The 26056-nt window shown below is 46.5% G+C and carries 27 protein-coding genes and 1 pseudogene; 11 read left to right on the forward strand and 17 right to left on the reverse strand.

Going from position 1 to position 26056, the window contains the following annotated elements; translation table 11 throughout:
• Nucleotides 1-125: 125 nt before the first annotated feature.
• Complete coding sequence (locus BGP75_RS05695; protein ID WP_076716399.1) at nt 126-809, forward strand: sulfite exporter TauE/SafE family protein; 684 nt, start codon at nt 126-128, stop codon at nt 807-809.
• A 10-nt stretch (nt 810-819) separates the two neighbouring features.
• On the opposite strand, the gene BGP75_RS05700 is transcribed toward BGP75_RS05695, so the two are convergent.
• Entirely contained in the window at nt 820-1365 is a 546-nt protein-coding gene (locus tag BGP75_RS05700; protein ID WP_076716402.1) for a hypothetical protein, read from the reverse strand.
• Between the two features lie 191 nt (nt 1366-1556).
• Here BGP75_RS05700 and BGP75_RS05705 point away from each other — a divergent pair, with 191 nt between their 5' ends.
• Nucleotides 1557-2216, forward strand: a complete 660-nt coding sequence (locus BGP75_RS05705) for a hypothetical protein (protein WP_076716404.1) — start codon at nt 1557-1559, stop codon at nt 2214-2216.
• A gap of 113 nt (nt 2217-2329) precedes the next feature.
• Here BGP75_RS05705 and ccoS read toward each other — a convergent pair whose 3' ends face one another.
• The 9 genes from ccoS to ccoN all read right to left on the reverse strand — a co-directional run bounded on the left by ccoS (nt 2330) and on the right by ccoN (nt 10912).
• Nucleotides 2330-2563: a cbb3-type cytochrome oxidase assembly protein CcoS gene (gene ccoS, locus BGP75_RS05710; protein ID WP_076716407.1), complete on the reverse strand. Its 234-nt coding sequence runs from the start codon at nt 2561-2563 to the stop codon at nt 2330-2332.
• Between the two features lie 96 nt (nt 2564-2659).
• The gene (locus tag BGP75_RS05715) at nt 2660-5200 is read right to left on the reverse strand and encodes a heavy metal translocating P-type ATPase (RefSeq protein WP_083704644.1); all 2541 of its coding nucleotides are present in this window, start codon (nt 5198-5200) and stop codon (nt 2660-2662) included.
• 3 nt (nt 5201-5203) lie between these two features.
• Nucleotides 5204-5698, reverse strand: a complete 495-nt coding sequence (locus tag BGP75_RS05720) for a FixH family protein (RefSeq protein WP_076716410.1) — start codon at nt 5696-5698, stop codon at nt 5204-5206.
• 99 nt (nt 5699-5797) lie between these two features.
• Nucleotides 5798-7219: a cytochrome c oxidase accessory protein CcoG gene (ccoG, locus tag BGP75_RS05725; RefSeq protein WP_233152854.1), complete on the reverse strand. Its 1422-nt coding sequence runs from the start codon at nt 7217-7219 to the stop codon at nt 5798-5800.
• Nucleotides 7220-7519: 300 nt separating this feature from the next.
• Nucleotides 7520-7645, reverse strand: a complete 126-nt coding sequence (locus tag BGP75_RS27565) for a hypothetical protein (RefSeq protein WP_255395926.1) — start codon at nt 7643-7645, stop codon at nt 7520-7522.
• A 66-nt stretch (nt 7646-7711) separates the two neighbouring features.
• Entirely contained in the window at nt 7712-8554 is an 843-nt protein-coding gene (gene ccoP, locus BGP75_RS05730; protein ID WP_076716415.1) for a cytochrome-c oxidase, cbb3-type subunit III, read from the reverse strand.
• Nucleotides 8544-8756: a cbb3-type cytochrome c oxidase subunit 3 gene (locus tag BGP75_RS05735; RefSeq protein WP_076716418.1), complete on the reverse strand. Its 213-nt coding sequence runs from the start codon at nt 8754-8756 to the stop codon at nt 8544-8546. The genes ccoP and BGP75_RS05735 overlap by 11 nt, the downstream gene beginning before the upstream one ends.
• A complete protein-coding gene (gene ccoO / locus BGP75_RS05740) occupies nt 8749-9462 on the reverse strand; it encodes a cytochrome-c oxidase, cbb3-type subunit II (protein WP_076716420.1) in 714 nt (237 codons plus the stop codon). The genes BGP75_RS05735 and ccoO overlap by 8 nt, the downstream gene beginning before the upstream one ends.
• A 16-nt stretch (nt 9463-9478) precedes the next feature.
• Entirely contained in the window at nt 9479-10912 is a 1434-nt protein-coding gene (gene ccoN, locus BGP75_RS05745; RefSeq protein ID WP_076716423.1) for a cytochrome-c oxidase, cbb3-type subunit I, read from the reverse strand.
• A 532-nt stretch (nt 10913-11444) separates the two neighbouring features.
• Here ccoN and hemN point away from each other — a divergent pair.
• The 3 genes from hemN (at nt 11445) to BGP75_RS05760 (ending at nt 14414) form a co-directional block, all read left to right on the forward strand.
• Entirely contained in the window at nt 11445-12836 is a 1392-nt protein-coding gene (hemN, locus tag BGP75_RS05750; RefSeq protein ID WP_076716425.1) for an oxygen-independent coproporphyrinogen III oxidase, read from the forward strand.
• A 184-nt stretch (nt 12837-13020) separates the two neighbouring features.
• A complete protein-coding gene (gene fnr, locus BGP75_RS05755) occupies nt 13021-13797 on the forward strand; it encodes a fumarate/nitrate reduction transcriptional regulator Fnr (RefSeq protein WP_076716428.1) in 777 nt (258 codons plus the stop codon).
• An 83-nt stretch (nt 13798-13880) separates the two neighbouring features.
• Complete coding sequence (locus BGP75_RS05760) at nt 13881-14414, forward strand: adenine phosphoribosyltransferase (RefSeq protein WP_076716430.1); 534 nt, start codon at nt 13881-13883, stop codon at nt 14412-14414.
• Nucleotides 14415-14513: 99 nt separating this feature from the next.
• Here the strand turns inward: BGP75_RS05760 and BGP75_RS05765 are convergent, their stop codons facing one another.
• From BGP75_RS05765 to BGP75_RS05775, 3 genes are all read right to left on the reverse strand, one after another.
• Nucleotides 14514-14948, reverse strand: a complete 435-nt coding sequence (locus BGP75_RS05765) for a DUF3010 family protein (protein ID WP_076716433.1) — start codon at nt 14946-14948, stop codon at nt 14514-14516.
• Between the two features lie 157 nt (nt 14949-15105).
• Nucleotides 15106-15534, reverse strand: a complete 429-nt coding sequence (locus BGP75_RS05770) for a hypothetical protein (protein ID WP_076716435.1) — start codon at nt 15532-15534, stop codon at nt 15106-15108.
• Between the two features lie 202 nt (nt 15535-15736).
• On the reverse strand, nt 15737-16237 hold the full coding sequence (locus BGP75_RS05775) for a flagellar basal body-associated FliL family protein (RefSeq protein WP_076716438.1): 501 nt from the start codon (nt 16235-16237) through the stop codon (nt 15737-15739).
• An 861-nt stretch (nt 16238-17098) separates the two neighbouring features.
• On the opposite strand from BGP75_RS05775, the gene rdgC reads away from it, so the two are divergent.
• From rdgC to BGP75_RS05795, 4 genes are all read left to right on the forward strand, one after another.
• Nucleotides 17099-18034 carry a recombination-associated protein RdgC gene (rdgC, locus tag BGP75_RS05780; RefSeq protein WP_076716441.1) on the forward strand — a complete coding sequence of 312 codons (936 nt, stop codon included), beginning with the start codon at nt 17099-17101 and terminating at the stop codon, nt 18032-18034.
• A 154-nt stretch (nt 18035-18188) separates the two neighbouring features.
• A complete protein-coding gene (gene queE, locus BGP75_RS05785) occupies nt 18189-18821 on the forward strand; it encodes a 7-carboxy-7-deazaguanine synthase (RefSeq protein WP_076716540.1) in 633 nt (210 codons plus the stop codon).
• A gap of 87 nt (nt 18822-18908) precedes the next feature.
• Entirely contained in the window at nt 18909-19265 is a 357-nt protein-coding gene (queD, locus tag BGP75_RS05790; RefSeq protein WP_076716444.1) for a 6-carboxytetrahydropterin synthase QueD, read from the forward strand.
• 138 nt (nt 19266-19403) lie between these two features.
• Nucleotides 19404-20561: a cation diffusion facilitator family transporter gene (locus BGP75_RS05795; RefSeq protein ID WP_076716446.1), complete on the forward strand. Its 1158-nt coding sequence runs from the start codon at nt 19404-19406 to the stop codon at nt 20559-20561.
• A 76-nt stretch (nt 20562-20637) separates the two neighbouring features.
• Here the strand turns inward: BGP75_RS05795 and BGP75_RS05800 are convergent, their stop codons facing one another.
• Nucleotides 20638-21108 carry an aminoacyl-tRNA deacylase gene (locus BGP75_RS05800; RefSeq protein WP_076716449.1) on the reverse strand — a complete coding sequence of 157 codons (471 nt, stop codon included), beginning with the start codon at nt 21106-21108 and terminating at the stop codon, nt 20638-20640.
• Between the two features lie 159 nt (nt 21109-21267).
• Here BGP75_RS05800 and BGP75_RS05805 point away from each other — a divergent pair.
• Nucleotides 21268-21897 (forward strand): annotated as a pseudogene (locus tag BGP75_RS05805) (pseudouridine synthase); the annotation flags it as partial.
• Nucleotides 21898-21960: 63 nt separating this feature from the next.
• On the opposite strand, the gene BGP75_RS05810 reads toward BGP75_RS05805, so the two are convergent.
• From BGP75_RS05810 to dapA, 3 genes are all read right to left on the reverse strand, one after another.
• Nucleotides 21961-22917, reverse strand: coding sequence for a 2-hydroxyacid dehydrogenase (locus tag BGP75_RS05810; protein WP_076716543.1), 957 nt, complete (start codon nt 22915-22917; stop codon nt 21961-21963).
• Between the two features lie 152 nt (nt 22918-23069).
• Nucleotides 23070-24449: an outer membrane protein assembly factor BamC gene (gene bamC / locus BGP75_RS05815; protein WP_076716455.1), complete on the reverse strand. Its 1380-nt coding sequence runs from the start codon at nt 24447-24449 to the stop codon at nt 23070-23072.
• A 7-nt stretch (nt 24450-24456) separates the two neighbouring features.
• Nucleotides 24457-25332 carry a 4-hydroxy-tetrahydrodipicolinate synthase gene (dapA, locus tag BGP75_RS05820; RefSeq protein ID WP_076716458.1) on the reverse strand — a complete coding sequence of 292 codons (876 nt, stop codon included), beginning with the start codon at nt 25330-25332 and terminating at the stop codon, nt 24457-24459.
• A gap of 196 nt (nt 25333-25528) precedes the next feature.
• On the opposite strand from dapA, the gene BGP75_RS05825 reads away from it, so the two are divergent.
• On the forward strand, nt 25529-26008 hold the full coding sequence (locus BGP75_RS05825) for a peroxiredoxin (protein WP_076716461.1): 480 nt from the start codon (nt 25529-25531) through the stop codon (nt 26006-26008).
• Nucleotides 26009-26056: the final 48 nt, after the last annotated feature.

The raw sequence follows: 26056 nt of genomic DNA on the forward strand, positions 1-26056 counted from the left end.
ACATCCTTCTCTGAACGAAGAGTAAAGCGAAAAGCCTTTGATACCGGTACCGCTTCTATTTTGCTTATCGTCTAGGCACAATTGACCTCCTTCTTTTTCACAACACCAAGTAATGGGTGGAAACCTTGCCAGATACTCTATCGCCTTTTTTGAGTGCCTTTATCGTTGGTTTAGTTGGTGGAGTACACTGTGTGGGAATGTGTGGCGGTATTGTTGCCACTCTCAGTTTGGGACTGCCAGAGAAGCAAAGACGGAGCCCGCTGGCAATGATTCCCTATCAGCTAGCGTACAATCTCGGCCGAACGGTAAGCTATGTCCTGGCAGGAGCTTTGATGGGTGGAATAGGAGCACTGTTACTGCAGTGGTTACCTCTTTATCTTGCGCAAAGAATATTGCTGACCTTCGCGGGCATTTTTATGATCTTGCTTGGGCTCTATATCGGGGGCTGGTGGATGCTGCTCAATAAAGTTGAACAGGCGGGCACACTTCTCTGGAGAATCATTGAACCAGCCGGCAGGAAGCTTCTACCGGTCAAAACCCCAACGCAGGCTGTTGGAGTCGGCCTCATCTGGGGATGGGTACCCTGCGGCCTGGTCTACAGCATGCTGATTAACGCAGTATCCTCCGGGAGCGCGGTTAGTGGCGCAGGAGTCATGCTTGCCTTCGCATTAGGCACTCTACCAAATCTTATCATCATGGGAATGCTGGCAGGCGTTGCTGCCCATTTACTCCAAGCTCCACTGACACGAAAGCTCGCAGGACTCAGCATCATAGCATTTGGAGTAGTCACCTTAGCGCGACTGCTTTGATATTTTGTGTTTAATGCTCACCAGTCGACGCAACTTCCTGATTCGGATCAGCTAACAACACTGCCTCTTCGTTTGGGAATCGATCATAGATTCCTTTTGATATAATTCCGCTGGAAGCCTGATGCATTCCATCTGATTCCATAACAATTAACACCAGCACAGAAACCATTATCGGCAATAATCCTACGCCTCCAACAAGAGCCATTACCGCTACTTTTTTCATTCCGAGGACGCTATAGCCCATCCACCCCAACCCGGCTATTAAAAAACCGACCAACAGCACTGAGGCAAACACCTTGCTACGCCGAGCTGCCACCTGCCAGTGACACATAACAAACCACTCATCGGCCTCTAGAGATTTTTTCGCTCGCCATATCGTATAAACAATGGTCATGAACGAGATAACCGGAACAACCACCAGAGGTTGCCAAAACGTATTAAAGACCCCCAGCGCAGCAACAAACCAAAGAATATGATTACCCACCATATTGGTCAAAAACAGCTCATGAGGGGCTTTGGCTTTACGCTTAGTATCAGCCGGAATGTCAAACTTCATTCAGTTGTCTCCAGTAGCGATCAGGATTCTACACCAGACGCCATGATACTTAATATTTCCCTGTATTCCTTTCGTTGAGGCCGCTAAAATGCAGAAAGTTCAGGAAAAAATGATATTCGAACTACAGGCATTCAGTTTTTATCATTAGATGCATGCAACCACCTTATCCTCAAAGGAAATAGTTACCTGTTATGGACCGAAAAATAGTCCTGGGCCTGATTGCGATCAGCACTTTGGCCATCATTATTGCGATTAGCTTACCAGGAGGACGGAAAGTCGACAGCAATCCAAAACTTCCTTGGCAGATAACAACGGATGCCGATGGCAACACCAGCGTTTTCGGCCTGACTTTGGGAAAAAGCACTCTTAAGGATGCTGAGTTGAGTTTTGAAAATGCAGCAACCCTAAGCCTGTTTCGAACAACCAGTGGCGAGTATTCCGTGGAAGCCTATTTTGACAGAATTTACTTAAGCGGCCTCAAAGCCAACCTTGTCCTGACTCTCGAAGTCAGCGCTCAACAAGCACAAGAGATATTCTCTCGCGGCATTAGAATAAGCCAGCTGGGCGATGGCAGCAAAAAGGTTGAAATCAGCGAGGAAGACAAACAACACCTTGGCGGATCAACGATAGATCTGATCACCTACCTGCCAGCCGCAGACCTGGAAGCACCACTCATTGCCAAACACTTTGGAATACCGGACAGGAAAATAGCCGAAGGCGAGCATCTGACTCACTGGTTATATCCTGATAAAGGCCTCGATATCACGGTAAACAGTGATGGTAAAGAGGTATTCCAATACCTTACACCGAGCGAATTCCAACGCGTTATAAGCCCATTGGAAAAGCTATGATGTCCCTCTGAAATGCCCTGCCTCCGGTAATACTGGATACCAAAACGTCTGCAACAGGCTGTCCCTGTTGACTGCTAATGTCCCCCGATCCGAACAATAGTGATCGGGGACAATTAATCATTCTTGGTATCACCGCCAGACTTGCTCTCCTGGCCACCAGCGGCATTGCTGGCAGAAGTCGAGGCCTGAGAATCAAAGTCGGGGCTCAGATCATCATCCATCAATATTCGATGCCCCTCCCCCTCCATATCTTCAAACTGACCGCTCTTGGCAGCCCAAAAAAGGATAGCCACTCCAACGACACCAAGAAAGATCATTCCCGGTATCAACCCATAGATTACTTCCATCAACACACTCCTGAACGCTTAGGCAGGAACATTATCTCACTACAATGAATTATGCCCAAGTGTTCTCTAATTCCGGTCACATGATCAGACAATACACTAATCACGCTTACGAAATACTGAATGAATTCGAGCAGCATTACCAATCACCAGTAAAGAGCTGATAGGCATGGTAATCGCTGCCACAAGCGGAGTCACCAATGCAGCCATTGCCAAAGGCACCATAATTAAATTATAGGAAATGGAAATAGCAATATTCTGCCTGATTGCTTTCAGTGTTCGCTGTGAAAGATTCGATACCAATAAGACTTTTTTCAGTTCATTACTCATTAAAACGATATCAGCACTGGCTATAGACACATCAGTTCCCGACCCCAATGCTATCCCGACATCGGCTCGAACCAGTGCCGGCGCATCATTTACACCATCCCCGACCATAGCAACTCTATGTCCTTGAGCCTGGAGTGCTGCAATAACTTTGTCTTTATCAGCCGGCAGCACTTCGGCTATCACCTCCATGCCTCCCAACCGCTTCGCCACGGTTTCGGCGGTGGCCTGTCTGTCGCCGCTAAGCAGTGTAACTCCCATTCCCTTTTGTTTTAGCTTGGAGACCACTTCAATTGAATCTTCCCGCAAGGTGTCTTCTATACCCAACACCGCTACTTCTCTGTTATCAATTGCGCAACGTATGGAACCTATACCAACAGCATCCAATGATTCAGCCTGCTCATCCAACCAGGCAAGCCTTGTCACACCATTTTTATCCATCCAGGCCGCTGTACCAATATGGACTAACTGCTTTTCTACCATCGCAGATATACCGAAGCCAGGTTCACTGATGAACGACTCAACCCTCAGAGAATTTTTATTCAGGAACTCATCAGAGAAACGTCGAACAGCAGATGCAACAGGGTGTTCTGAAGAATGTTCTGCCGCATACACAAGGGTCATAAGGGCTTTAACATCCTCAGATAAAACCTCATCTCCCCGCGACCAATGCTGATTGAGAGTCTTTATCGATACAACTGAGATTATCCCTTCCGTAAGGGTCCCTGTTTTATCAAAAACAAAATGAGTAATTCCTGACAAAGATTCCAGCGTTTCTCCGTTTCTCACCAAGATACCATTACGAGCCCCCAACCCTGACGCCACGGCGATAGACATAGGAGTCGCCAAACCAAAGGCACAGGGGCAGGTAATGATTAATACAGCCGTTGCCGCCATTAGCGCCTGTTCTATTCCAACATTAAACCACCAACTGAAAGTAGCCAGCGCCAAGCCTATTGTCGTTGCCACAAACCAGGGAACTATCCGATCAGCGATACTCTGTATCGGTGCCTTGCTGGACTGAGCCTGCTCGACAAGATGAATAATTCTTCCCAGTGCCGTATTATTCAGGAGCCCGGAAACCTCTACCCGTAACATCCCTTGACCGTTAATAGTGCCTGCACACACCGAAGATCCAACCTTCTTAGACACCGGTTCAGACTCTCCGGTCAACATTGCTTCATCGATACTTGACGCTCCCGCAACCACAGTACCATCTGCAGGTATTCTTTCTCCTGGTCTAACGACAACTATATCCCCCAGCGCAACTGAACGAATTGGGACAACCCGTTCGTCACCATCGCGTATGAGGTTAGCGACTTTTGGCTGAAGGTCCAGCAGCCGTTGTGTCGACGCCACGGCCTGACGTTTGGAAATAGCTTCCAGGTAACGCCCTACAAGAATTACAAAGAGAAAGTTAACGACCGTATCAAAATAGACTTCTCCAACTGTCGTTCCGGACAATGTTACATAGACCGAATACAAATAGGTAATAGTGGCTCCCAATGCAATGGGAAGGTCCATCCCCAGGCTTCGGTTTTTCAGACCTGCCCAGGCCCCGCTATAAAAAGGAAAACCGGAATAAAGCAGCGTTGGTGTGGCCAAAGCTAACCCAATCCAGTGAAACATCTCTCGAAACTCACCCTGGTCCGCTCCGGTATAGAGCGCAATAGAGATCCACAGCAGGTTCATCATTGCGAACCCTGCTACCGCCATACGGTAGAGCAACTTCCTGTTTTCTCGCTTCAGACTCCCCTCTGCAGCTTCAGGATCGAAAGGTACAGCATTATAACCCAGCATCCCCAGGCTTCGGATGATTGAAGATAACGGTATAACTTCATTATCCCAACGAATTTGTAACCGCCTGCCGGTTAGATTAACCCTGGCGTCAATAACACCGCTGATACGTCGCAGACTATTTTCAATCAGCCAGACACAGGCAGCACAGTGAATACCCTCAACCAATAGCTGAACTTCACGCTCAGCCCCGAGTTCGGTGACAAAGTCCTGTTGAATTTCATCTAGATCGTAAAAAGCAAGTTCTTTGGGGATCTCAGGAGGAGGCGCTAAAAAATCCCCTTCCATTCGACGCTGGTAGAACCCGTTAAGACCGGCACTGAAAATTGCCTCACATACGGACGCGCAGCCGTGACAGCAAAACAGCCGTGCTTCTCCTTCAACTTTTCTGGTTATGGCCTGCTCTGAATCGGAAAACAATCCGCAATGAAAGCAAAGGCTGTTGGAGTCAACTCTTTGCATTGCTGGATCTACAGATAACCCAGCAGCAGAACCAGTCACGGCCTCATTAGACATCAGCTAGTTTTCTTCAACAAAAATACGTAGAGAGATATTAAACTCTTCCTCTCCGTCTTTTACACTAGCCAACAAATCCCAGTATCCTTTTAGAGGAAACTGGGTTTTCACCTGATAATTCCCAGGAGCCAGGCGGCTCATTTCGGTAGAGAAATCAGCTCTGGAATCTGACGGCCGGTAAGCAAATAAAGTCACCGAATCAGGAGTAACAACCTTTCCCTCCTTATCGAGCAGACTGAACTGAAACTCTGCAGGCTGCTTAAGGCTGATCTTAGCCGGTGGGGTCAATGTCATCTTCCAACCAGGATCCTTCGCTAGCCTTTTTAGCATGTTTTTTTCGTAATCCTGCCCTCGCTCATAGTAATTTTCTGCGACCAGACTGGGTGCCCGGTCGCCGGCAAGATAAATCAAATAGAAATTCGCCGTGACAAAAATCACGCCCATCACTGTCAGACCAATCACCCATGGGCTACGCCAGGCAGACTGTATTTTTCCCATGTTTCTCTCTCTATTACCAAAGCTGGTTGTTAGTCATTAATTGAGTTCCTAATGGCTGAAACACCTGGGGCCTCTCAGCCTATTAGCGTTCAGCTGATCCTATCTGGGGCCGATAAAAACACTTTCGCGCTTACTTTTGAGAATCTGATTTGAATCTCCGGCACCTTCTATATAAAAGATGATGGACTGGGACTCCCCTACCAGATTACTCCGCGGAACTCGAACAAAAACATCTCGCCCAGAGACAGTTCCGGGTTTCAAGGTCACAGTTTTCTCTGCGCCAACTAGTATCAGTCCTGCAGGGCCGCTGGCTGTAATTGTAACCTCAACGGGGTCCTTTAACTTATTCAACATTTTTAAACGGTATTTGTTTTGTATTGAACCATCACTCTGCATGACAAATAATGGCTGGCGGTCATGCAGCACTTTCAACTGAATTGAATCCAATGTACTCAGGCCATAAATGATACCACTCAGGGAAGCCAGCAAAATAAAGCCGTAAACCCAGACTCTGGGCCGCTTTAAAATAGGAATAGAATGCCCCGTATCAAGCCCTTCCTGAGACTCATAACGGATCAGCCCACGAGGGCGACCTACTTTATCCATAACAGAGTCACAAGCATCAAGACAAAGCGCGCAAGTAATACACCCTTCCTGTTGGCCATTACGAATATCCACGCCTGTAGGGCAGACGGCAACGCATTGATTACAATCGATACAGTCGCCCGTTGCTCGATCTTCTTCCCTTTGCCCCTTCTTTACTCGACCACGGGGCTCACCTCGAACATAATCATAGGTTGGCAAAACAGTGGTCTTATCAATCATGACTCCTTGAATTCGGGCATAGGGACAGAGCCAAAAGCAAGTCTGCTCTCGCATGAAGCCTGCCAAGATGTAAGTGCCAAGAATGAACATACCGATAAATGTGACAGAAACCATGCCAAGCTGCAGACTCAACAACTCCCCCCAAAGCACGAAAGCATCAGTAAACCAGGCGGTGAAACTAATTCCCGTAATTACCGCAATAATCAACCATAAGAAATGCTTTAAAGATTTAACCTTAATTTTTTTCAGATCCCATGGCGCTTTTTCAAGCTTTCGCCGCTTTTGCGGGCTCCCCTCAAGCTTTTCTTCAATCCAGGTGTAAATATCGGTCCAAATGGTCTGAAAACAAAAAAAACCACACCAGACCCGACCCGCTACAGCTGTTACAACCGCCAACAAAATGGCAAAAAACAACAGCAACAGGGCCAACATCCAAAAGTCTTGTGGCAATAATGTAGCCCCAAAGATATGAAATTGACGACTAGGAATATCGAACAAAACGGCCTGACGATCATCCCAGCGAAGGTAAGGGCCCAGAAAAAATACTAACCAAAAACTATTTGCCCACCACTTTATACTTCTCCATTTACCTGGCATTCGCTTAGCATGAATCGTTTCTTCGCCAGTATTTATATGCCAATGACCCGCTTCGGCGTACAAATCATCAACACTAGTAGCTGGAATTCTATTTTGCACATCGCTCAATGTAGGATCTCCTTCGAGGGAGTGATATTTCAGGATCGGGCGAATTCTATCGGAGGCTTAGGTAAAAAACGACAGCCTTTGCGCATCGCACAATTAGTTCAACCTATTATTAAGATTATACTAATTTATATACTTCTTACATACCAAAGACAGCTCTATATCAAAGATTTTTCATTGCAATCAGTGGTCATATCAGTAAGCAGCAAATCGACAACAGCAAGGAGCCTGAGAAATGCTCAGACAATAAAAAAGGGGGACTGTTCAATCCCCCTTCCATGAGATGGTCCGCGACTACTTGTTGTGACGCTCGGAGTCTTCATTGATATGTTGTATTCCTCTGAATACAAAATAACCAAAGACAACTACAGCACCGAGTACACTCAACACGGAACCAATAAGCACAGCATCTGCCGTCATAATCAGTTCCTCCCATCTTGACCGGAACACATGCTCCGGTCGATTCTACGCCTTTACAAGCGCGTCTTATTGCCCACCGCCCAGCTTATAGACATAAACAGCGAGTTTCTTGATATCACCTTCTGACAGGCGATCTTTAAAACTAGGCATGACCGCTTGACGAGTTTTTGGATCATTCGCAGCGTTGACACCATGTATTATCGTGTACTTGGCGCTGGCCAGCTTATCATCTTCATCAAATCTCCATATTGCATCGGTAAGATTTGCAGAGCCTAAAGCTGGGTTTCCTTTAGCATCCATCCCGTGACAAGCAAAGCAAGCCTTGGTTTTGAACAGAGGCTCTTCAGCTATAGTTCCATCAACGATAGCCTGAGCCAGAGTATCAACCTCTTCGGGCTTCAATATTGCACCTTGAGCGGTCATCATTCCCCGACGGCCATTAGTAATTGTCTGCACCAGGTTTTCAATTTTACCTCCGTACAACCAATCATCATCAGCCAGCACAGGGAAGCCAGGACCACCTTGACCACCACTGCCGTGACAAGCAGCGCAATAATCACCGAACAGAACTCGGGCAGAAGCTACTGTATAGGTAGATAGCCCATCATCAGCAAGAATTTCAGCTGCTGACAAATCTTTAATCTGTTCTTCAAATTTGCCACGAATCGCTTCAACCTGATCAAGGCCTTCCTGATACTCACCGATTTGAGTCCAACCAGTTACACCCTTGGTGTGATCATTCGAACCAGGAATCATAGGATACAAAACACCGTAACCAACGACCCACAGGATGGAAATCCAGAATCCAATCATCCACCAGCGAGGGATCGGGTTCGCCAACTCACGGATATTGTCATCCCAAATATGACCCGTATTGTTTTCACCCGGAAAAGGATTTTTATCCGACATTTTTATCTCCGCTATCAGAGCTCTCATCGTCCAAAGGGATGTGCTTGTAAGATTCCAACTTTTCCCTGTTTTTAGGACGCAGAGCATAGACGTACACAACGACCAACAGGCAGAAAACCACCACGGTGAGAATCGTACCCACCCAGTCTTGAGTGGTCATTTCCGCCCAGTTAGTACTGAAGTACTCCTTCAAACTATTCACGATAAGCCTTGTTTTCGTCCAGCTTCGCCATCGTTCCTAATACCTGGAGAAATGCGACCATAGCATCTTCTTCAGTCTTCCCTTCAACAACAGCGGGAGCAGCTGCAATATCAGCGTCAGTATAAGGAACTCCAATAGTCTGTAGCCCAGTCATGTGAGCCTGCATGGTTTCACCATCAACCATCGCCTCTTGCAACCAAGGGTAGTTAGGCATGACTGATTCAGGAACCACTGACCGAGGCGCTCGCAAATGCTTGCGCTGCCAGTCATCCGAGTACTTACCACCTACTCGCGCCAAATCAGGTCCAGTACGCTTGGAGCCCCACTGGAATGGATGGTCATACATAGATTCAGACGCAAGTGAGTAATGGCCGTAACGCTCTTTTTCATCTCGGAACGGGCGAATCATCTGCGAATGACACAGGTAACAGCCTTCACGGATATAAACATCACGCCCAGCCAGCTCAAGCGCAGTATATGGGCGAATACCGTCTCCGGCTTTCCAATCTGCCAGCGTTTGACCCTCTTTACGCTGCCACACGATTTCAGGCGCACTGTTGTGCTCCATCGTCTTCTCAATCGTAAACAAGGGTACGATTTCAACAATACCGCCGACAGAAACAACCAGAGCGGTAGCCAGAATCAAGGCCCAGATATTGACCTCGCACCACTCCTGCAAGCTCTTCGGTTTTGTGTTATTAGCCATCTTATCCGTCTCCCTATTAAGCGCTGACTACGGCAGTGCGAGCTTGCTGCACCTTGCCTTCGGATGTGGACTTGCGAACGGTCATGAACACATTAAAGAGCATGGTTGCCGCCCCCAGCAGGAAGATAGCGCCACCAATCGCACGCATCGCGTAGTAAGGATGCATCGCTTCTACAGATTCAGCGAAGGTATAAACCAAAGTGCCGTATTCGTCGTACGCACGCCACATCAGGCCTTGCATGATACCGGACACCCACATCGCAACGATGTATATAACGGTACCGATGGTGAAGCACCAGAAGTGCATGTTAATCAGGCGTGTTGAGTACATTTCTGTATGGAAGCACTTGGTGATCAAGTGATATAGCGCACCACAACCAACCATAGCAACCCAACCCAAAGCACCGGAGTGTACGTGACCAATGGTCCAGTCGGTATAGTGAGACAGAGCGTTAACGGTCTTAATGGACATAACAGGCCCTTCAAATGTCGACATGGCATAGAAAGCCAGTGACATAATAAGGAAACGCAGTACGTAGTCAGTCCGTAGTTTGTCCCATGCGCCAGACAGCGTCATCATACCGTTGATAGCTCCACCCCAGGAAGGAATGATCATCGCCAGTGAAATAGCAGCCCCCAGAGAACCGGTCCAGTCAGGCAACGCGGTGTATTGCAGGTGATGCGCTCCCAGCCATACGTAACCAAAGGATAATGCCCAGAAATGGACAACAGACAGACGGTATGAAAAAACTGGACGGTTAGCCTGCTTCGGAACAAAGTAGTACATGATACCGAGGAAGCCAGCAGTCAGATAAAACCCTACTGCATTGTGTCCCCACCACCATTGAATCATAGCATCCTGAACACCGGAGAAAATGGAGTAAGATTCGAATAGACCGACCGGAATAGCCAAGCTGTTTACAACGTGAAGATAGGTAATCATGATCATCATCGACAGGAAGAACCAGTTCGATACATAGATATGAGAACTTTTGCGGTTAGCGATAGTCATCACAAAATTAAACAGATAACTCAGCCAGACAATTGCTATAGCGATATCAATCGGCCACTGCAATTCAGCGTATTCTTTGCCCTGAGTCAATCCCAGAGGAAGAGTCACTACGGCTGACACGATAATCAAATTCCATCCCCAGAACGTAAACCATGCCAGCTTGTCACTCCAGAGACGGACGCCACATGTGCGCTGAACAGAATAAAATGCAGTAGCCATCAGCGTACAGCCACCAAAAGCAAAAATAACCGCATTGGTATGAAGCGGCCTCAACCGCCCGAAAGTAATATATGGTAAATCAAAATTGAGTACCGGCCATGCTAATTCCGAAGCAATATATACTCCGGCACTAGCGCCTACCACTAGGTAGACGATAGACATAACCGCGAACCAGCGTACAACACCCAGGTTGTACTTCTGTTCTGCTGTGGCGTCCATGAACCCCCCCTTCTTGGGCCGAAGAAACGTTGTGATGCTTTAAACCTAACCCCCATTAATGCAGGGTTTTAAACGCGCGTAATAAGACGACTTTTTGTGCGCAATGTCAAATCAATATACAAACAAACGCTAGTTATTGATAAATAAAGTCTTTTTATTGAGATATGTCATTTTACAACTCGAGTTGGAAATGCATTTAAAACCCTTTCCAACCCCATCGCAATTAGCCATTATAATAAGACACTATTTCAACAGCTGACTTCCGGTGTCCAAACCGCTTCAAAATACCAAACACCACCTCCTGAAAGACTATAGAGAACAAGCGGCTACGCAAGTACACACACTAAACATCTGGTTATAGATGTCAATCTATAACCAAGCCGGATTCAACTCCTGTTAAGGAAATTTCAATAAATTGATTTGTGATATTTGCAGGACTGACCACTACTGCAACACTAAGAGCAGTGTGTTCTAATAAGCACATATTCAAGACCAAAGCCTCTTCCAGTGGCACCAAAGGATGTAGATAATTGTGACCGCAGAAAATCAAATCAAATGGGATCTAGACCTCATCAAGCGATACGACCTGTCCGGCCCCCGGTATACGTCATACCCTACAGCGATTCAGTTTGATCCTGAGCTAAGCCCGCGGCAACTGGTACAACACGGCCAGGAGACGGCAGATAAAACGGCCCCCCTGTCACTGTATATGCACATCCCTTTCTGCACTCACGTCTGCTATTTCTGCGCTTGCAACAAGGTAATAACCCGCAACAAAAAGCGCGCACAGCCCTATCTGGAGCAGCTTTACATAGAAATGCGCAAATTGTCAGAATGGTACTCGAACGACCGCATTGTCAACCAGCTCCACTGGGGAGGGGGCACCCCCTCTTTCATCAATGATGATCAAATGCGGGAACTGGTTGGACATATCAGAAGCAATTTCAACCTTCGAGATGATGATCTGGGAGACTATTCCATTGAAATAGATCCACGTGAGGCCGATGCGGGCCGGATGAAAGTCATCCGGGAGCTGGGCTTCAATCGTGTAAGCCTTGGCGTGCAGGATATAAAGACAGAAGTTCAGCAAGCAGTCAATCGAGTGCAACCCATCGCGCTATCTGAAGAGATCATAACCAGCTCCAGAGATTTGGGTTTCAAATCGATCAATATAGACCTGATTTACGGATTACCCCATCAAACAATAGACTCATTCTCTGCAACGCTGGAGAAGATCATTGAGCTAAGCCCAGATCGATTGTCTATTTTTAACTATGCCCATATGCCTGATCGCTTCCGCTCGCAAAAACACATAAATGCAGAGGATTTGCCCGCGCCCGAAGACAAACTGGTTATTCTTGAAAACACAATCAGTCAACTAATCAGTGCAGGTTACGTATACATTGGCATGGATCACTTTGCGAAACCTACCGACGAGCTGGCTATAGCGCAGCAAGAAGGAAACCTCCACCGCAACTTCCAAGGCTACACCACTCACAGTGACTGTGATTTGGTTGCAATGGGAGTTTCAGCGATAAGCCAGATCGGCGATGTGTATTATCAAAACGAGCACGACCTGAAACTGTACCAGGATGCGATAGATAGCAGCGAACAAGCAATCAAACGCGGAGTCATCCTCAGCAAAGATGACCGAATCCGTCGAGCAGTTATAACCAAGCTAATCTGTCACTTTGAGCTTGATTGTCAACAAATTGAGGCAAGCTTCGGCATAGAATTCAATGACTACTTTAAAGATGAGCTATTAAGGATGGATCAGTATATTAAAGATGGCCTTCTTGTCATCGATGGACCACAAATCATTGTCACACCCGCCGGCCGTTTGTTAATTCGCCGTATCTGCATGACATTCGATGCATACATACCCAAAGAGCAAACAGGTCGCACTTTTTCGAGAATCATCTAGAATCAATCCATGGATAAAAAAATAGCAGGGATTGCTAATATGACAAAGCAGAGAAATAGATAGCTAAATATTACCACCGGCCATAACATTCATTTAAATCAAAGCCTTCACCCTTGATTGTAAATGTTACATAATGCCTCCAGCAGGCTCCTCTGCAATAGAACAACAAGCATGGATGAGGTTTATGGCTGAAAAGCCAATACATACTGAAAGTTTTCACAATGCCAATGGCGCTCAACGTGCTCGTCCTTCTATCGGCTTGAGCTCTCAACCCTTTGCATTGGAATCCACCGACGCAGACAAGTTGTCTCAGATTGTTGAGGCCAGCCCACCTTTAAAGAAAGGGACTCACCTGTTTCTTCAGGGTGACCCTTTTATGTCTATCTTCACTGTACGAGCGGGCACTCTAAAAACCTATACAGTAACTAATGAAGGCGAAGAGCAAATCACCGGGTTTTACTTCCCTGGGGAAGTCGTAGCTCTTAGTGGCATAGGGACTGACCACCACCCTGTCTCAGCCAAAACACTTGAAACCACAACCGTTCTTGAATACCCCTATATACAGCTGGAAGCACTGGCAAGTCAGGTTCCACAATTACGTACGCAGTTGACAAACAGCATGGGGAAAGAAATAAGGGCCGAACTACAGATGATGCTCTTGTTAAGTAAAAAAACAGCCGAACAGCGAGTCGCAACATTTCTATGCAAGCTATCGGATCGCTTTAAACAAAGAGGCTATTCAGCAACCGTTTTCAGACTGTCAATGTCTAGAAATGAGATCGGTAATTATCTTGGTCTTGCGGTAGAAACCGTTAGTCGTATATTTACTCGATTTCAGAAGCAGCAGCTTATTAATGTTGAGGGGAAAGAAATTGAGATTGTTAGCTTAGAAGATCTTTTCCAGGTTTCAGGAGATGCCAAAGTCTGCGATGAAAGCCCTGGCTCTGCAGACTATCGATAGCAGCTCATAACGTTCATGCAATTATCCCATTTACCAAGCAGTACCACCTCCGCGGTGCCACTCCAAAAGTTTGAGGACTTACAATGTCGTTTGACGAATGCTACTTAAAGTCAGTTATCCGAGCCGTGCCTAACTGGCCAGAAGACGGAGTCACCTTTCGCGACGTAGCACCTCTTTTCCTGAATCCAAAGGCGTTACACATGGTGGCTGACTCCTTCAGCCAGCATTACATGGATTCAGATATAACTCATATAGCTTCATTGGATGCACGGGGGTTTCTCATTGGCTCCATTGTCGCCTATAAACTAAATTTGCCTTTAATCCTAATCCGCAAAAAGGGCAAATTACCGGGTCAAACCTTACAAGAGGAATATTCTTTAGAGTACGGCACTGCAACCGTTGAAATACAGCAAGACGCATGTTCTTCTGGCGATAAAGTACTGATATTAGACGACTTAATTGCCACCGGTGGCAGTATTCTAGCAGCCAGCACTCTGATTAGAAAACTAGGCGCTCAGGTCACCGAGGCTGCTGCTATTATCGATCTCCCAGACCTTCAGGGCTCAGTTCGACTGCAGGAAGCTGACATTCCGGTACACACCCTGATTGCATATTAATCAATTAGTTAGTCAGGCCCTTTTATTCCAGGGCCTGACTAAGCATTTTATCCCGAATCTTCTTCTTTATACACCCTGCCCCCCCCTATCGAAGCTCTTTCAATCACCAAACAGGAGCCCGTTCTGATAAGCGTAAGCTGCATTAAAGGCCGGCTTTTGGAATTTTTTAAGCCCAAGACTATCGAAATCAACCTGTAGTTTATTCAGCTTTATCTTTTCTTTCATCGTCGCTTGGGATATCAACTTAACCGGCTTATCGACCAGTTGAATGGCAGCTTCTAATTTAAAACTGGTTGCACTTCCAGCCAACTTCCCTTTTTGGTCCCGCTCAATAACAACAACCTCATCGACCTGGTAGTCCTGCATTAATTTCGCGAACGCAAAATGAAAGTCTCGGATACTATCCGTTGCCGCTGACTGGGAGACGGCAAACAGACGCTGCCTACACTCTGGCACATCAAATGCGCCGTTGCTATAACCCAATATACAAATAATGGCTTCACCACCCTTTAATTCAACACCACAGACTCGCATGTTCTACCTTTCGAAAAATTGATATGGACGCTATTACCGAGGGGAGAATACTAGCAGTTTTAAGGATTTTCCGGGCAAATAAAGTATAAAAGAAAGCACAGAAGCCTATTCAGCAAGAGAATACAATAAGACCAATCCTCCCACGCCACTGACACGATTAAAACTTAACACCAAGATCAACTTTCGCACCATGAATGGAATCCAGATAGTCTTTACCCGCCTGTAAAGAAGGCTTGCTATCCCGTTCTGCCTCCTCAGTCAGCATAGATCCGCTCATAGAGACCCCCTCTTCATGCTTCTTTTTGGCAACGAATGGATTCGACTCAACCTCCGCCGGCTTCAGATTTTCCATAAACTGCCGCTCTTTTTCGGTTAAAAGTGCATCAGCACCAGTGGCAGCAGCCTGCTCTTCCGAAGACAGTTGCTCCAGGCTTAAGTTTAATGTGCGCTTAGCCTGCCCAGGTTCGCCCTTGCCTAAAGCGATGCCGCCGGATTGGTTTGCGTCGACCCCATCCGCCTGAGCTGCAGCACCAAAAAAACCAATCAAAATAAACAAAAGGATACGAGAAGAGTTGCTGTTTTTCATAAAAAACCTGAATGTAAAAACTGGTTGATTGGCAATTTTAGTGATTTAGAAAGAAGGACACCAGCCCAGCTGACCAAACGGCCTCAGCCAGCGTACCGATGGGCATTCGCTGATACCTGTTCCAGCCTATTTCTCTGCGCCCAAAATGATGATGTTCCTCCTCGTAGCTGCCCCCCCCTAATGCAAAAGATCGAAGATTTCTTTATAGAGTAATAAAATTGGTAAACAGTATTTCTTCAATACCTGGCTTTCCTATTTGCTCTTGAAGGATATTGTTAACAACTTCAGTTGCCTTAATTCTCAATCGCTCCTTTCCTTCAAGCGATTCCATATCAACCACCGTTTGAGACAGAAACAACTCACCTAACCCATGAACAACCAGCGGCATATGTTTTTGAAGAGCCGTTTTAACTTCAGGCTCAAAAGTGCGGGCCTCTGCATAAACCTGCATAAACCGTTCTGTACCCCGATCTTCACTCGGAAAATTGGTGATAAAATACGGTGGAGTCCCTGTTGTCCCCAACTGAACGTAAATAGCTACCTTTTTCTTGGGTTCCTCTACAACAACCTTTTCCACTTCAGCCTCTTCCTTCAAGAGAAAAAACCAAACACCACCGGCTCCAACTATCGCAACCAACGTAACTACCAACGCCACAAGAATAACCACGAGTTTATTGGATTTCTTTGCTGACTCAGCTGTCATCACATTTCCTTATATCGTTTTAGAGACGATCCAATCGAATAAATCCCCAGCAGATCGTGGCAATACTCACACCTGATTACATCAGGACTAACTATTTTCTCCCCCTTCCTGCATTTACGGGTCAGCCCCAAAATAGCAAGGTGAACAACAAACTTTTGCTTGCCCCACCTTCGCCTGAGGCCTATCCTATTCTATAGGCTCTTTCGATGAAGCCTCACGGTGCGGTAGCCACTCTTTTAATCATGAGTTTCGCCGTCCCGCCTGTTAGAAAGTAAGGATCTGGATTAGCAGCCCTGACGCTGCTATTTCAGGTCCTTTTCTCAGCAACTCTTGCAAACCTCCTCCATAAACAATCCGGCACACAAAGGTGCTATTTCACCGACCTCAACAAGTCTGGGGAAATTCTGTTTCGGGATTGATATCTGAATTATAAGCTAGGCATGATCCTGCACATCCTTGTTACGCCTTGGACATTTTTCCCAGTGCTCCTGGCTACATTGGGTTTTTCTGCATTCAAACTCACAATAGGATGAATGCAACGGGACTGCCCTTCTGAGCCCACCAAAAAATGTGCAAATTGACTTAAAAAAAGAAAATGACATTCAACACCCTTTTCTATGACCCTCCATGTCGTTACTTCTAGCCCCGATTATATTGGAGTAGCCATCCGATAAAAACCAAACCTGGCCTAAGAGTTCAAACAATTGACCGGGATCAGATTTTTGCGCTTAATATTTAGCCGCTCAATATCTAACAGCATAGCAAAGAAAACACTGACGCCTGAACGGATCAAAGAACTAGCCGTTTATTAACTCAACCGGTAGACTTGCCGGTTCAATTTTTACAGCCTGGATTTTATACATGTGGTTTAAGAATTTGGTTTTCTATCGCTTTACACAACCATTCAAACTCAACGCTCAAGAGCTTCAGGAAAAACTGGAAGCCAGCCCCTTTGTCCCCTGCAGCAGCCAGGAAGCCACCCGGTTTGGCTGGACCTCTCCGATGGGAAAGCTCAGTGAGGAACTGGTTCACGCTAGCGGAAACTACCTGCTGATCAGTGCTAAAAAAGAAGAAAAAATACTTCCCGCTTCAGTAGTTAAGGATTTTTTACTTGATAAGGTTGAACAAATTGAACAGGAGCAAGACAGAAAGGTTCGAAAGAAAGAACGCGATGCACTGAAAGATGAGATTATTTTTGAGTTACTTCCTAAAGCCTTTAGTCGCTTTCAAACCACTTCAGCCTATATCGATCTAAAGGAAGGGCTGCTGATAGTTGATGCAAGCAGCGCCAAACGTGCAGAAGATCTAAGCTCCTTCCTGCGAAAAACCCTGGGCTCGCTACCCGTCACCATTCCCGCCATGAACTCAGCCCCTTCAGCCATCATGACACAATGGCTGTCAGAAGAAAGCAGCCTGGCCGCTGGGTTTGAGCTGGGGGACGAAGCTGAATTAAAGGATCCACGCGAAAATGGCGCCATCATACGCTGCAAGCAACAGGAACTGGTGGGCGAAGAGATCGACGTTCATCTCAAAGCAGGAAAACAAGCAGTTAAACTTGCTCTGCATTACGCGGATAACTTGTCCTGTGTAGCTGGTGATGACCTGATTCTCAGACGCCTGAAATTCTCCGATTTAGTACTGGAAAAAGCGGCTGAGATGGGTGCTGAAGACGCCGCAGCAGCATTTGACGCCGACTTTACACTAATGGCCATGGAGCTTTCGACCTTTATTCCTCATCTTCTAGAAGCCCTGGGCGGAGAAAACAAGGATGCTTACGCCCCAGCAATAGCAGTATAGGCATTAGCCTGTAGCCAGTCTCAACAGTTATCTTCAGGCCTGGATGCCTGAAGATAATTTGGCACCGGACTACTCCAGCAAACAAAATTCCATATTCCCCCCAATCAACAATCCATGTAAAATCTCACTCTTACCTTCCTACCTATCAAAGACTATGTATTCCGTAAAAGAACTTTTTTACAGCCTCCAGGGTGAAGGCGCCCATGCTGGTCGCGCTGCTGTTTTCTGCCGTTTTACCGGCTGCAATCTCTGGTCTGGCCGAGAGCAGGACAGGGCTAAAGCTGCCTGCAATTTTTGTGATACTGATTTTGTCGGCACTGATGGTGAAGGAGGAGGGAAATATGGTCGGGCTACAGATTTGGCCAAGGCCGCTATGGCGCTATGGCCAGCGTCTCAGCGAGATTCTGCTTACCTGATTTGCACCGGCGGGGAACCATTATTGCAACTTGACCAAGAACTGGTTTCTGCGTTCAAAGCAGTAGGGTTTGAAGTAGCGATAGAAACTAACGGTACTTTGCCCGCGCCCACCGACATAGATTGGATCTGTGTCAGCCCCAAGGGATCATCAGAACTGGTATTGCAACAAGGAGATGAACTTAAACTGGTTTACCGACAACAGGATGCCCTGCCTGAAAGATTCGAAAATCTGGATTTTTCTTATTTTTTTCTGCAAGCCATGGCTGGACCGCAAGAGAAAGAACAACTTCAGCAATGTGTAAAATATTGCCAGGAACACCCCCAATGGCGACTTAGCCTGCAGACTCATAAACTAATCGGCATACCCTAGCAGCACTTTACCCGCTGCTTAACCAACGGACATTGATCCAGCCTGACAACTTCAGCAACCCTATTAACTTTGTAAGCAAGCCGACAAATGGAAATATATAAAGAGTTCACTTTCGAAGCCGCACACCTCTTACCCAACGTTCCAAAAGGACACAAATGCGGCCGCCTTCACGGCCATAGCTTTATGGTACAGGTCCATGTCTCCGGCGAGGTAGATCCACGGACCGGCTGGATTATGGACTTTGCCCAACTGAAAGCAGCGTTTAGGCCTATTTACGACCGCCTTGACCACTATTACCTAAACGATATTGCCGGCTTGGAAAATCCGACCAGCGAAGTACTTGCGCGATGGATCTGGAACGAATTAAAGCCATCTTTACCAGAGCTTTCTAAAATAGTCATCAAAGAGACTTGTACCAGCGGCTGCGTGTATAAGGGAGACTGATCAACCAATGCCAGACTGAGGCTGTTGAACTCGATGACCAGAATCTCTGGTCATCCTTTATTCTCCTCTATACCATTGATATCAAGAACATCAGACCTTTTTTGATGACGCTGTTAAACCAAACGATATTTAGATTTTATGCATAACCACGCTCAAGACCGCACAAAGGAAGCAGTTCGCGTCACTTGGATAGGCGCCATTTTTGATGCCATTCTGGGTGTATCCAAGATAATAGTTGGTGTTTTATTCTTTTCTCACGCCCTTATAGCAGACGGAATACATTCCCTATCCGACTTAATCACCGATTTTATGGTTGTCGTTATTGTCAAAATAGCCCACGCAGAGCCTGATGAAGAACACCCCTACGGTCACGAACGATTTGAAACGCTGGGCACCGTAGTACTCGGTTGCTTGTTAGTAGCCGTTGCAGGCGCAATGGCCTATGACAGCGGGCTTAATTTACTCGACCCATCCGAAAAAAACGTACCCGGTTGGCCAGCACTCGTCATTGCTTTTGCCTCAATCGCCATTAAAGAAGCCCTCTTTCGCTATACTCTGGCCATTGGCAAAAGGATTAAGTCCGATTTACTCATTGCCAACGCATGGCATAGCCGCACAGATGCCTATTCTTCAATAATTGTATTTATTGGCATCGCCGGCTCAATGATGGGGATTATCTGGCTCGACAGCCTGGCCGCCCTTGGCGTGGCGATCTTTGTCGCCAAGATTGGTTGGGAGCTTAGCTGGAAAAGTATTCAAGAGCTTGTTGATACTGCCATCCCTCCTGAAGAGCTAAGTGCAATAACAGCATCGGCCAAAGAAGTTGCAGGGATCGAAGATGTGCATAGCTTTAAAAGTCGGCAAATGGGCCCTAAAATGCTTCTAGAAATGCACTTACAAGTAAAGCCCTATGTCAGCGTTTCTGAAGGCCATTATATTGGCGATTCCGTAGTAGCAAAACTACTAAGAGAATTCGATTCCATCGGCCACATTATTTTCCATATAGACACCGAAAATGACGATAAGCGAAACAGCTGCATGGTTCTGCCCTTTCGCGCAGAGATTACAGATATTGTCGACCACCTGCTGGAAAATCTGGCTCCAGAGCTTACCCGTCAGAATATAACCCTTCATTATCTGCATGGAAAAATTGAGATTGATCTTTTCATAACTCCACCACCGTCGAGCCAAATAGATATTACTGCCATCAATCAAAGTCAACTGTCCGAACAGCTCAATGAACACTTGATGAAATACACATGGCATCAGCACCTGAATCTCTGGCTGGCTATTTAGATCAGCTCAAAGCTGAGAATGATCTATCGAAAGTAAAAAAGAAAGCAAAAAACACTGTCTGTTTTTAGAAGAGAATCTACAAACAGACACTAATTCGCCCTGAACAACCATCCTTCATCAAATGGATAAAACTATTTCTAGACATACAGACCAACTCTTGATGGTCTCCCGCTTCTATACAACACGCGGGCTCATCCACAATACGCTCATCCCACACCACGCTGAGATTATAGGCCTGAGCCAATGCTGGCACCGCGCCCACCACACAATCACTGAACAATTGCCGAAGGTCAGCCTGGTCTGCTAATGACAAGACTCGATTAAGCCGGGAGTTCACCGCTGACAGATCAACACTTCTATTCGCGGGTAACACCGCCACCACAAAACCTGTTTTATCCTTAAGAACGACAGCCTTCGCAAACCGATGCACCGGCAACTTTGACTGCTGCGCACAGTCCACCGCTGTTTCCGCATACCGATGCCTGATCAGCTGATAGGAAACAGACCTGCTCTCCAGGAATTTCCTGACGCGCGGAGCCATTGACATACAGATATCTCCGACAGCTTCCCAAAATAAACATTCACTACATTAGGGAAGCATCCATTAAACACTTGTATGAGCATAGGACACAAAAGCTCAAATTTCCGTTGCCTAATAAATATATTTTAGTACTCTTGTGCCTCTTCTTCAGCAGTTAAGCCAACACCCTATCCTATGATTGAAATCATCTATGCCGATAGCCAAATCGTTCTGATCAATAAGCCCCATGATCTGTTATCGGTTCCTGGAAGGGGACCAAACAATCAAGATTCAGTGCTCCTGCGATTACAACAACAATTTCCTACAATCAGAATTGTCCACAGGCTTGATTGCGCCACTTCTGGAGTCATGGTCCTTGCACTTGATGCCGACAGCCATCGCGCTCTAAGTATTCAGTTTCAAGAACGCAAGACAGCTAAACGCTATATCGCCAGAATATACGGCCAACCAAACAATGATTCCGGTTCTGTCGATCTTCCTTTGCGTTGTGACTGGGAAAATCGTCCAAAACAGATGGTTGATTTTGAACAAGGAAAATCAGCACTAACTCATTGGCAGGTTATTGAATACTCTGAAGATTGCACACGCGTTGCGCTGACCCCTGTTACCGGTCGCTCTCATCAACTCAGAGTACATATGCTGGCCATGGGGCACCCCATAGCAGGCGATCGATTCTATGCCAGCGGGGAGGCCCTGACGGCCGCTGATCGCCTGCATTTGCATGCCGAAAGCCTTGAACTCTTCCACCCCTTAAGTGGTGAGAAGGTCTGTTTTACAGCCCCATGCCCTTTCTAGTATTAAAAACCCATTACAAAGAACACAAGCAAACAATCAAGTCTGAATACGCTCAATAAAGTATCAGGAATTAACAACTCGAACAGGCTTTCCCTCAAGATGGGCTCGAATATTTTCTGCCAGCTGACAGACGATACGCTGACGCGCCTGAAAACTCCCCCATGCACTATGGGGCGTGATGATCAGATTAGGATGGTTACAATCCAGCAGGGGGTTGCCTTCTTTAGGAGGCTCCTCCGTAAGCACATCCACACCGGCACCAGCCAGTTGATCAGATTCAAGCGCATCGACCAATGCAATCTCGTTCACAACCCCGCCACGAGAAGCATTAATCAGCAAAGCTCCTCGCTTAATCAGCCTGAGTTCATCTTTTGCAATAAGATTTCGGGTTTCTTCCGTTAACGGGCAGTGTATCGTTAAAATGTCGATCATCGGCAACATATCTTCCAGCGCATGTCGCCCAGGTCTTGGAACCTCTCCTACTCGTTCAGCAATCATCACCTCCATGCCAAAGGCTTGGGCAATCCGAGCCACGTTTTTCCCTAACTCACCGTATCCGATAATACCCAGCACCTTCCCGGAAAGCTCCTGTATTGGGTAGTCCAAAAGACAAAACTGGCTAGCTAGGTTCCATCTCCCGGTTTGAACCGCTTGATGGTATTGTAACAACCGAGTACTAAGCGCCAACATTAACGAAAAAACGTGCTGCACAACCGATCCAGTCCCATATGCCTGACAATTGCTGACAGTAATACCAAGCTCAGTCGCAGTTTTCAGGTCTACATTATTAGTGCCTGTCGCGGCAACGCAGATCAATTTTAACTGCTTGAGCTTTCGAAGCAGCGGCGCAGTCATCTTTTGTTTATTAACCACCAGTATATCGGCATCACTGGCGCGAGACTCAACCAGCGCCTCAGAAGTCGATGAATATTCACACCATTGGTCAACAACCTGCTTAATAGGACTAAAGTCCAAATCATCACAATCCAGGCTGTCTCTATCCAGAAATACAGCTTTCACGGCTTCTCCTCTAAACCAACGCAATATCCAGGCAAATTTAAAATTGACGAAAATCCAAGAACCAATAAAAAGGAGCTCGATCAGAGCCCCTTTATTTACGAAAAGCCAGTCACTATCCACCGGCATTGGATACTGAAATAACCAATAAACAACTAACCCTGAGGCAAATTATCCTTAATGTTCCAGAGAATTTCTTCCGCCACAATTGCCGACGCTTCTTTCGACTCATCTGTCAACACCGAAACATAGACCCCACTCCTGCGTCGACTTAGCCTAATTTGGTAGTGCCCTGTATGCTCCAGCTCGCCCGTTTCCTGATTTTCAACGAAATCACTCTTGCTGGTTTCAAATACGTAAATAGCTTTTCCACCCAACCAGATTTTATAGCCTTCCTTTTTTGATAGATCATCCGGGTCCACTTCCTCAACATCGCTTTGGCTATAACGAATTTTATCGGCAGCATCCTCCTCATCAGACTCTATGCCAATAGCATCTTCCAGAAAGTCGGTGGAAATGGAAATATCTTCACGATCCCCGTGCAACCAATCAATAAATCCCCAGAACCCGCCTTCATTTTCCTCGTTAAACGGCGTACTGGTCGTATAGGTAATATAATATTTGCCAATATCCTTATCTGATGAGCCAACATCGACCTTGGCAGCCGCCATCGCAGTATCCACCCATTGCCACGCATTATCGATTCCCGTCGCTAGCTTCAGCACAGGATTACCATTCGAGTCCCGACCCAAAAGAGCAGTACCACGCCCACTGTTCTGTCGGGATATCAGTGATTTAGCAGTTGTTGTGGAAGTCGTACGACTTAAATAATGCAACAGCTCATACATCATCTCAGACTTATAACTTACATTTCGGGACTGGGCCGACCAGTCAGGCTGACTGGCATCCTCTGCATCACTTACGCGTAAGTGCTGCATTTTTATTGCCGTTCTTCCTTCATTGTCAGCACGGGCCAGCAACACTCTTAATTTGTCCCGATGAGGACTCTTAACATCCTGAAAAGTCGCTTTACTTAATAGTGATGAGAAAAAGCCAGGCTCTTCTGATTTTTCTTGAATCCAGGCTGTCTCCATCACTCCCTGGGCTGGATTTGATAACTCAATATCAACTTCGTTGTAGCTCCAAAAATCTCCAACTTTCTGCCAGACTTCGCGAACAGGCTCATCCACAACTATATATTTTTCAAGCCCTTCCCGGGCAAGACTGACGATTTCGTTACCGGATTCAGCATAGAAAAAATCAGGGCGAGGCACTTCAAACTCTTCCTCCGAGCGACTGGCAACCGTGCCTACATCAGGAATAATCAGAATGTCTCTTATTGCCTCATCATCAAGATGCTCAGGGACCTCTAATCGTGGAATGGTAACCGCTTGCTCATAGTCCTGGCTTCTATCGCGTACAAGGCCGTTATCGCCAATGAGAGCGTTATCTGTCATCCATCCGCAGCTGGAAAGAATTGCGGACCCTGCCAGAACGACAACAGCCCGGGTTATAAAAGTATGAAACTGCTTCATCAGAGGCCTATATTAGTGCACAAAGTGACAGTGTTTTTTTCAGAATATCGCGTTTTTCTTCGGCAAGAGGTGTTAGCGGCAGACGAATACCTGCGTCAACTAATCCCATTTCGTGTAAAGCCCACTTAACCGGTATAGGGTTGGATTCCAGAAACAGATCCTGGTGCAAGGGGTCCAGTTTTGAATTAAGCTCCCGTGCTTCTACTTTATTCCCATCTATTGCAGACCGGCAAAGTTCCGCCATTGCTTTCGGAGCCACATTGGCAGTAACAGAAATATTCCCATGCCCACCCAGCAGCATTAACTCTACCGCTGTAGCATCGTCTCCAGAGTATACGGCAAACCCTTGGGGACTATTGTCGATAAGGTATTTCGCCCGATCCAAATCACCAGTCGCCTCTTTGATACCAACGATATTGGTGATCCTGGATAATCGCAATACCGTTTCCGGCAGCATGTCACAGGCAGTACGCCCAGGCACGTTGTATAGAATCTGAGGTATATCAACAGCTTCTGCTACAGTTTTATAGTGCTGGAACAACCCTTCCTGAGTCGGCTTGTTATAATAAGGAGTGACCAGCAAACAGGCATCTGCACCGGCGGCTTTCGCAGCCAGGGTAAGCTCAATTGCTTCCGACGTTGAGTTGGCCCCTGTTCCGGCAATAACTGCAATCCGGCCGGCAACTCGCTTAACCACTCTCTGAATGACATCACAATGCTCGTTACAGTTTAGCGTTGCTGATTCACCCGTCGTTCCCACTGCAACAATTGCATCAGTGCCTTGCGCCAGGTGAAAATCTACAAGCTTGTCCAGCTTTTCCCAATCGATATCACCGTTATCCAACATTGGGGTAACCAGAGCAACTTGGCTTCCAGTAATCATTGAGCATCTCCAACCAGAGCTAAAATATTCAGCACCGCAGCTAAACGGTGACACCTTCGATTCAGGCGATTAAAATGCATCGCTGCCGTTTAATGATGCTGACGCAGATCAGCCCACTCAATCGAAACGAGCATTTTACCCAATAAGATCACACATGCGTAGATCAACTGACGATTAATTTCAGGGTGTATTTTTTATGAACAAAGTGGTTCTTGAACAACCGGTTCCGGATTTTACAGCAGAAGCAACTGGAGAAAAAACCGTACAGCTTTCTGCTCTCAAGGGTAAAAACATCGTCATCTATTTTTACCCCAAAGACAGCACACCAGGCTGCACAACCGAGGGCCAGGATTTTCGCGACAACATTGATGCCTTCAACCAGCTGGATACCCTGATTTTTGGCGTATCCAGAGACAAAATGCGCTCACATGAAAATTTCAAGACAAAACAGAGCTTTCCGTTCGAGTTGATATCCGATCCAGATGAAATCCTGTGCAATCTGTTTGATGTTATCAAGCTTAAAAAGCTTTACGGAAAAGAACACATGGGAATAGAACGCAGCACTTTCCTTATCAACAAAGAAGGAGTCCTTGCCCGTGAATGGAGAAAGGTCAAAGTAAAAGGACACGTTGAAGAAGTTCTGCATACTGTACAGCAACTATACAGCGACAATTAGACAACGACAGCAAAAGGGCTAAACCTCTCCGGTTCAGCCCTGCCCTCC

The sequence above is a fragment of the Motiliproteus sp. MSK22-1 genome (assembly GCF_001968815.1).
In the GTDB taxonomy this organism is placed as follows: Bacteria; Pseudomonadota; Gammaproteobacteria; order Pseudomonadales; family Balneatricaceae; genus Motiliproteus.

Bases quoted from the DNA above. Each gene is read 5' to 3' on its own strand.
- BGP75_RS05700 (WP_076716402.1), bottom strand. From the start codon at position 1,365: ATGAAGTTTGACATTCCGGCTGATACTAAGCGTAAAGCCAAAGCCCCT.
- BGP75_RS05705 (WP_076716404.1), top strand. From the start codon at position 1,557: ATGGACCGAAAAATAGTCCTGGGCCTGATTGCGATCAGCACTTTGGCC.
- ccoS (WP_076716407.1), bottom strand. From the start codon at position 2,563: ATGGAAGTAATCTATGGGTTGATACCGGGAATGATCTTTCTTGGTGTC.
- BGP75_RS05715 (WP_083704644.1), bottom strand. From the start codon at position 5,200: ATGTCTAATGAGGCCGTGACTGGTTCTGCTGCTGGGTTATCTGTAGAT.
- BGP75_RS05720 (WP_076716410.1), bottom strand. From the start codon at position 5,698: ATGGGAAAAATACAGTCTGCCTGGCGTAGCCCATGGGTGATTGGTCTG.
- BGP75_RS27565 (WP_255395926.1), bottom strand. From the start codon at position 7,645: ATGACGGCAGATGCTGTGCTTATTGGTTCCGTGTTGAGTGTACTCGGT.
- ccoP (WP_076716415.1), bottom strand. From the start codon at position 8,554: ATGTCGGATAAAAATCCTTTTCCGGGTGAAAACAATACGGGTCATATT.
- ccoO (WP_076716420.1), bottom strand. From the start codon at position 9,462: ATGGCTAATAACACAAAACCGAAGAGCTTGCAGGAGTGGTGCGAGGTC.
- ccoN (WP_076716423.1), bottom strand. From the start codon at position 10,912: ATGGACGCCACAGCAGAACAGAAGTACAACCTGGGTGTTGTACGCTGG.
- fnr (WP_076716428.1), top strand. From the start codon at position 13,021: ATGGCTGAAAAGCCAATACATACTGAAAGTTTTCACAATGCCAATGGC.
- BGP75_RS05760 (WP_076716430.1), top strand. From the start codon at position 13,881: ATGTCGTTTGACGAATGCTACTTAAAGTCAGTTATCCGAGCCGTGCCT.
- BGP75_RS05765 (WP_076716433.1), bottom strand. From the start codon at position 14,948: ATGCGAGTCTGTGGTGTTGAATTAAAGGGTGGTGAAGCCATTATTTGT.
- BGP75_RS05770 (WP_076716435.1), bottom strand. From the start codon at position 15,534: ATGAAAAACAGCAACTCTTCTCGTATCCTTTTGTTTATTTTGATTGGT.
- BGP75_RS05775 (WP_076716438.1), bottom strand. From the start codon at position 16,237: ATGACAGCTGAGTCAGCAAAGAAATCCAATAAACTCGTGGTTATTCTT.
- rdgC (WP_076716441.1), top strand. From the start codon at position 17,099: ATGTGGTTTAAGAATTTGGTTTTCTATCGCTTTACACAACCATTCAAA.
- queE (WP_076716540.1), top strand. From the start codon at position 18,189: ATGTATTCCGTAAAAGAACTTTTTTACAGCCTCCAGGGTGAAGGCGCC.
- queD (WP_076716444.1), top strand. From the start codon at position 18,909: ATGGAAATATATAAAGAGTTCACTTTCGAAGCCGCACACCTCTTACCC.
- BGP75_RS05795 (WP_076716446.1), top strand. From the start codon at position 19,404: ATGCATAACCACGCTCAAGACCGCACAAAGGAAGCAGTTCGCGTCACT.
- BGP75_RS05800 (WP_076716449.1), bottom strand. From the start codon at position 21,108: ATGTCAATGGCTCCGCGCGTCAGGAAATTCCTGGAGAGCAGGTCTGTT.
- bamC (WP_076716455.1), bottom strand. From the start codon at position 24,449: ATGAAGCAGTTTCATACTTTTATAACCCGGGCTGTTGTCGTTCTGGCA.
- dapA (WP_076716458.1), bottom strand. From the start codon at position 25,332: ATGATTACTGGAAGCCAAGTTGCTCTGGTTACCCCAATGTTGGATAAC.
- BGP75_RS05825 (WP_076716461.1), top strand. From the start codon at position 25,529: ATGAACAAAGTGGTTCTTGAACAACCGGTTCCGGATTTTACAGCAGAA.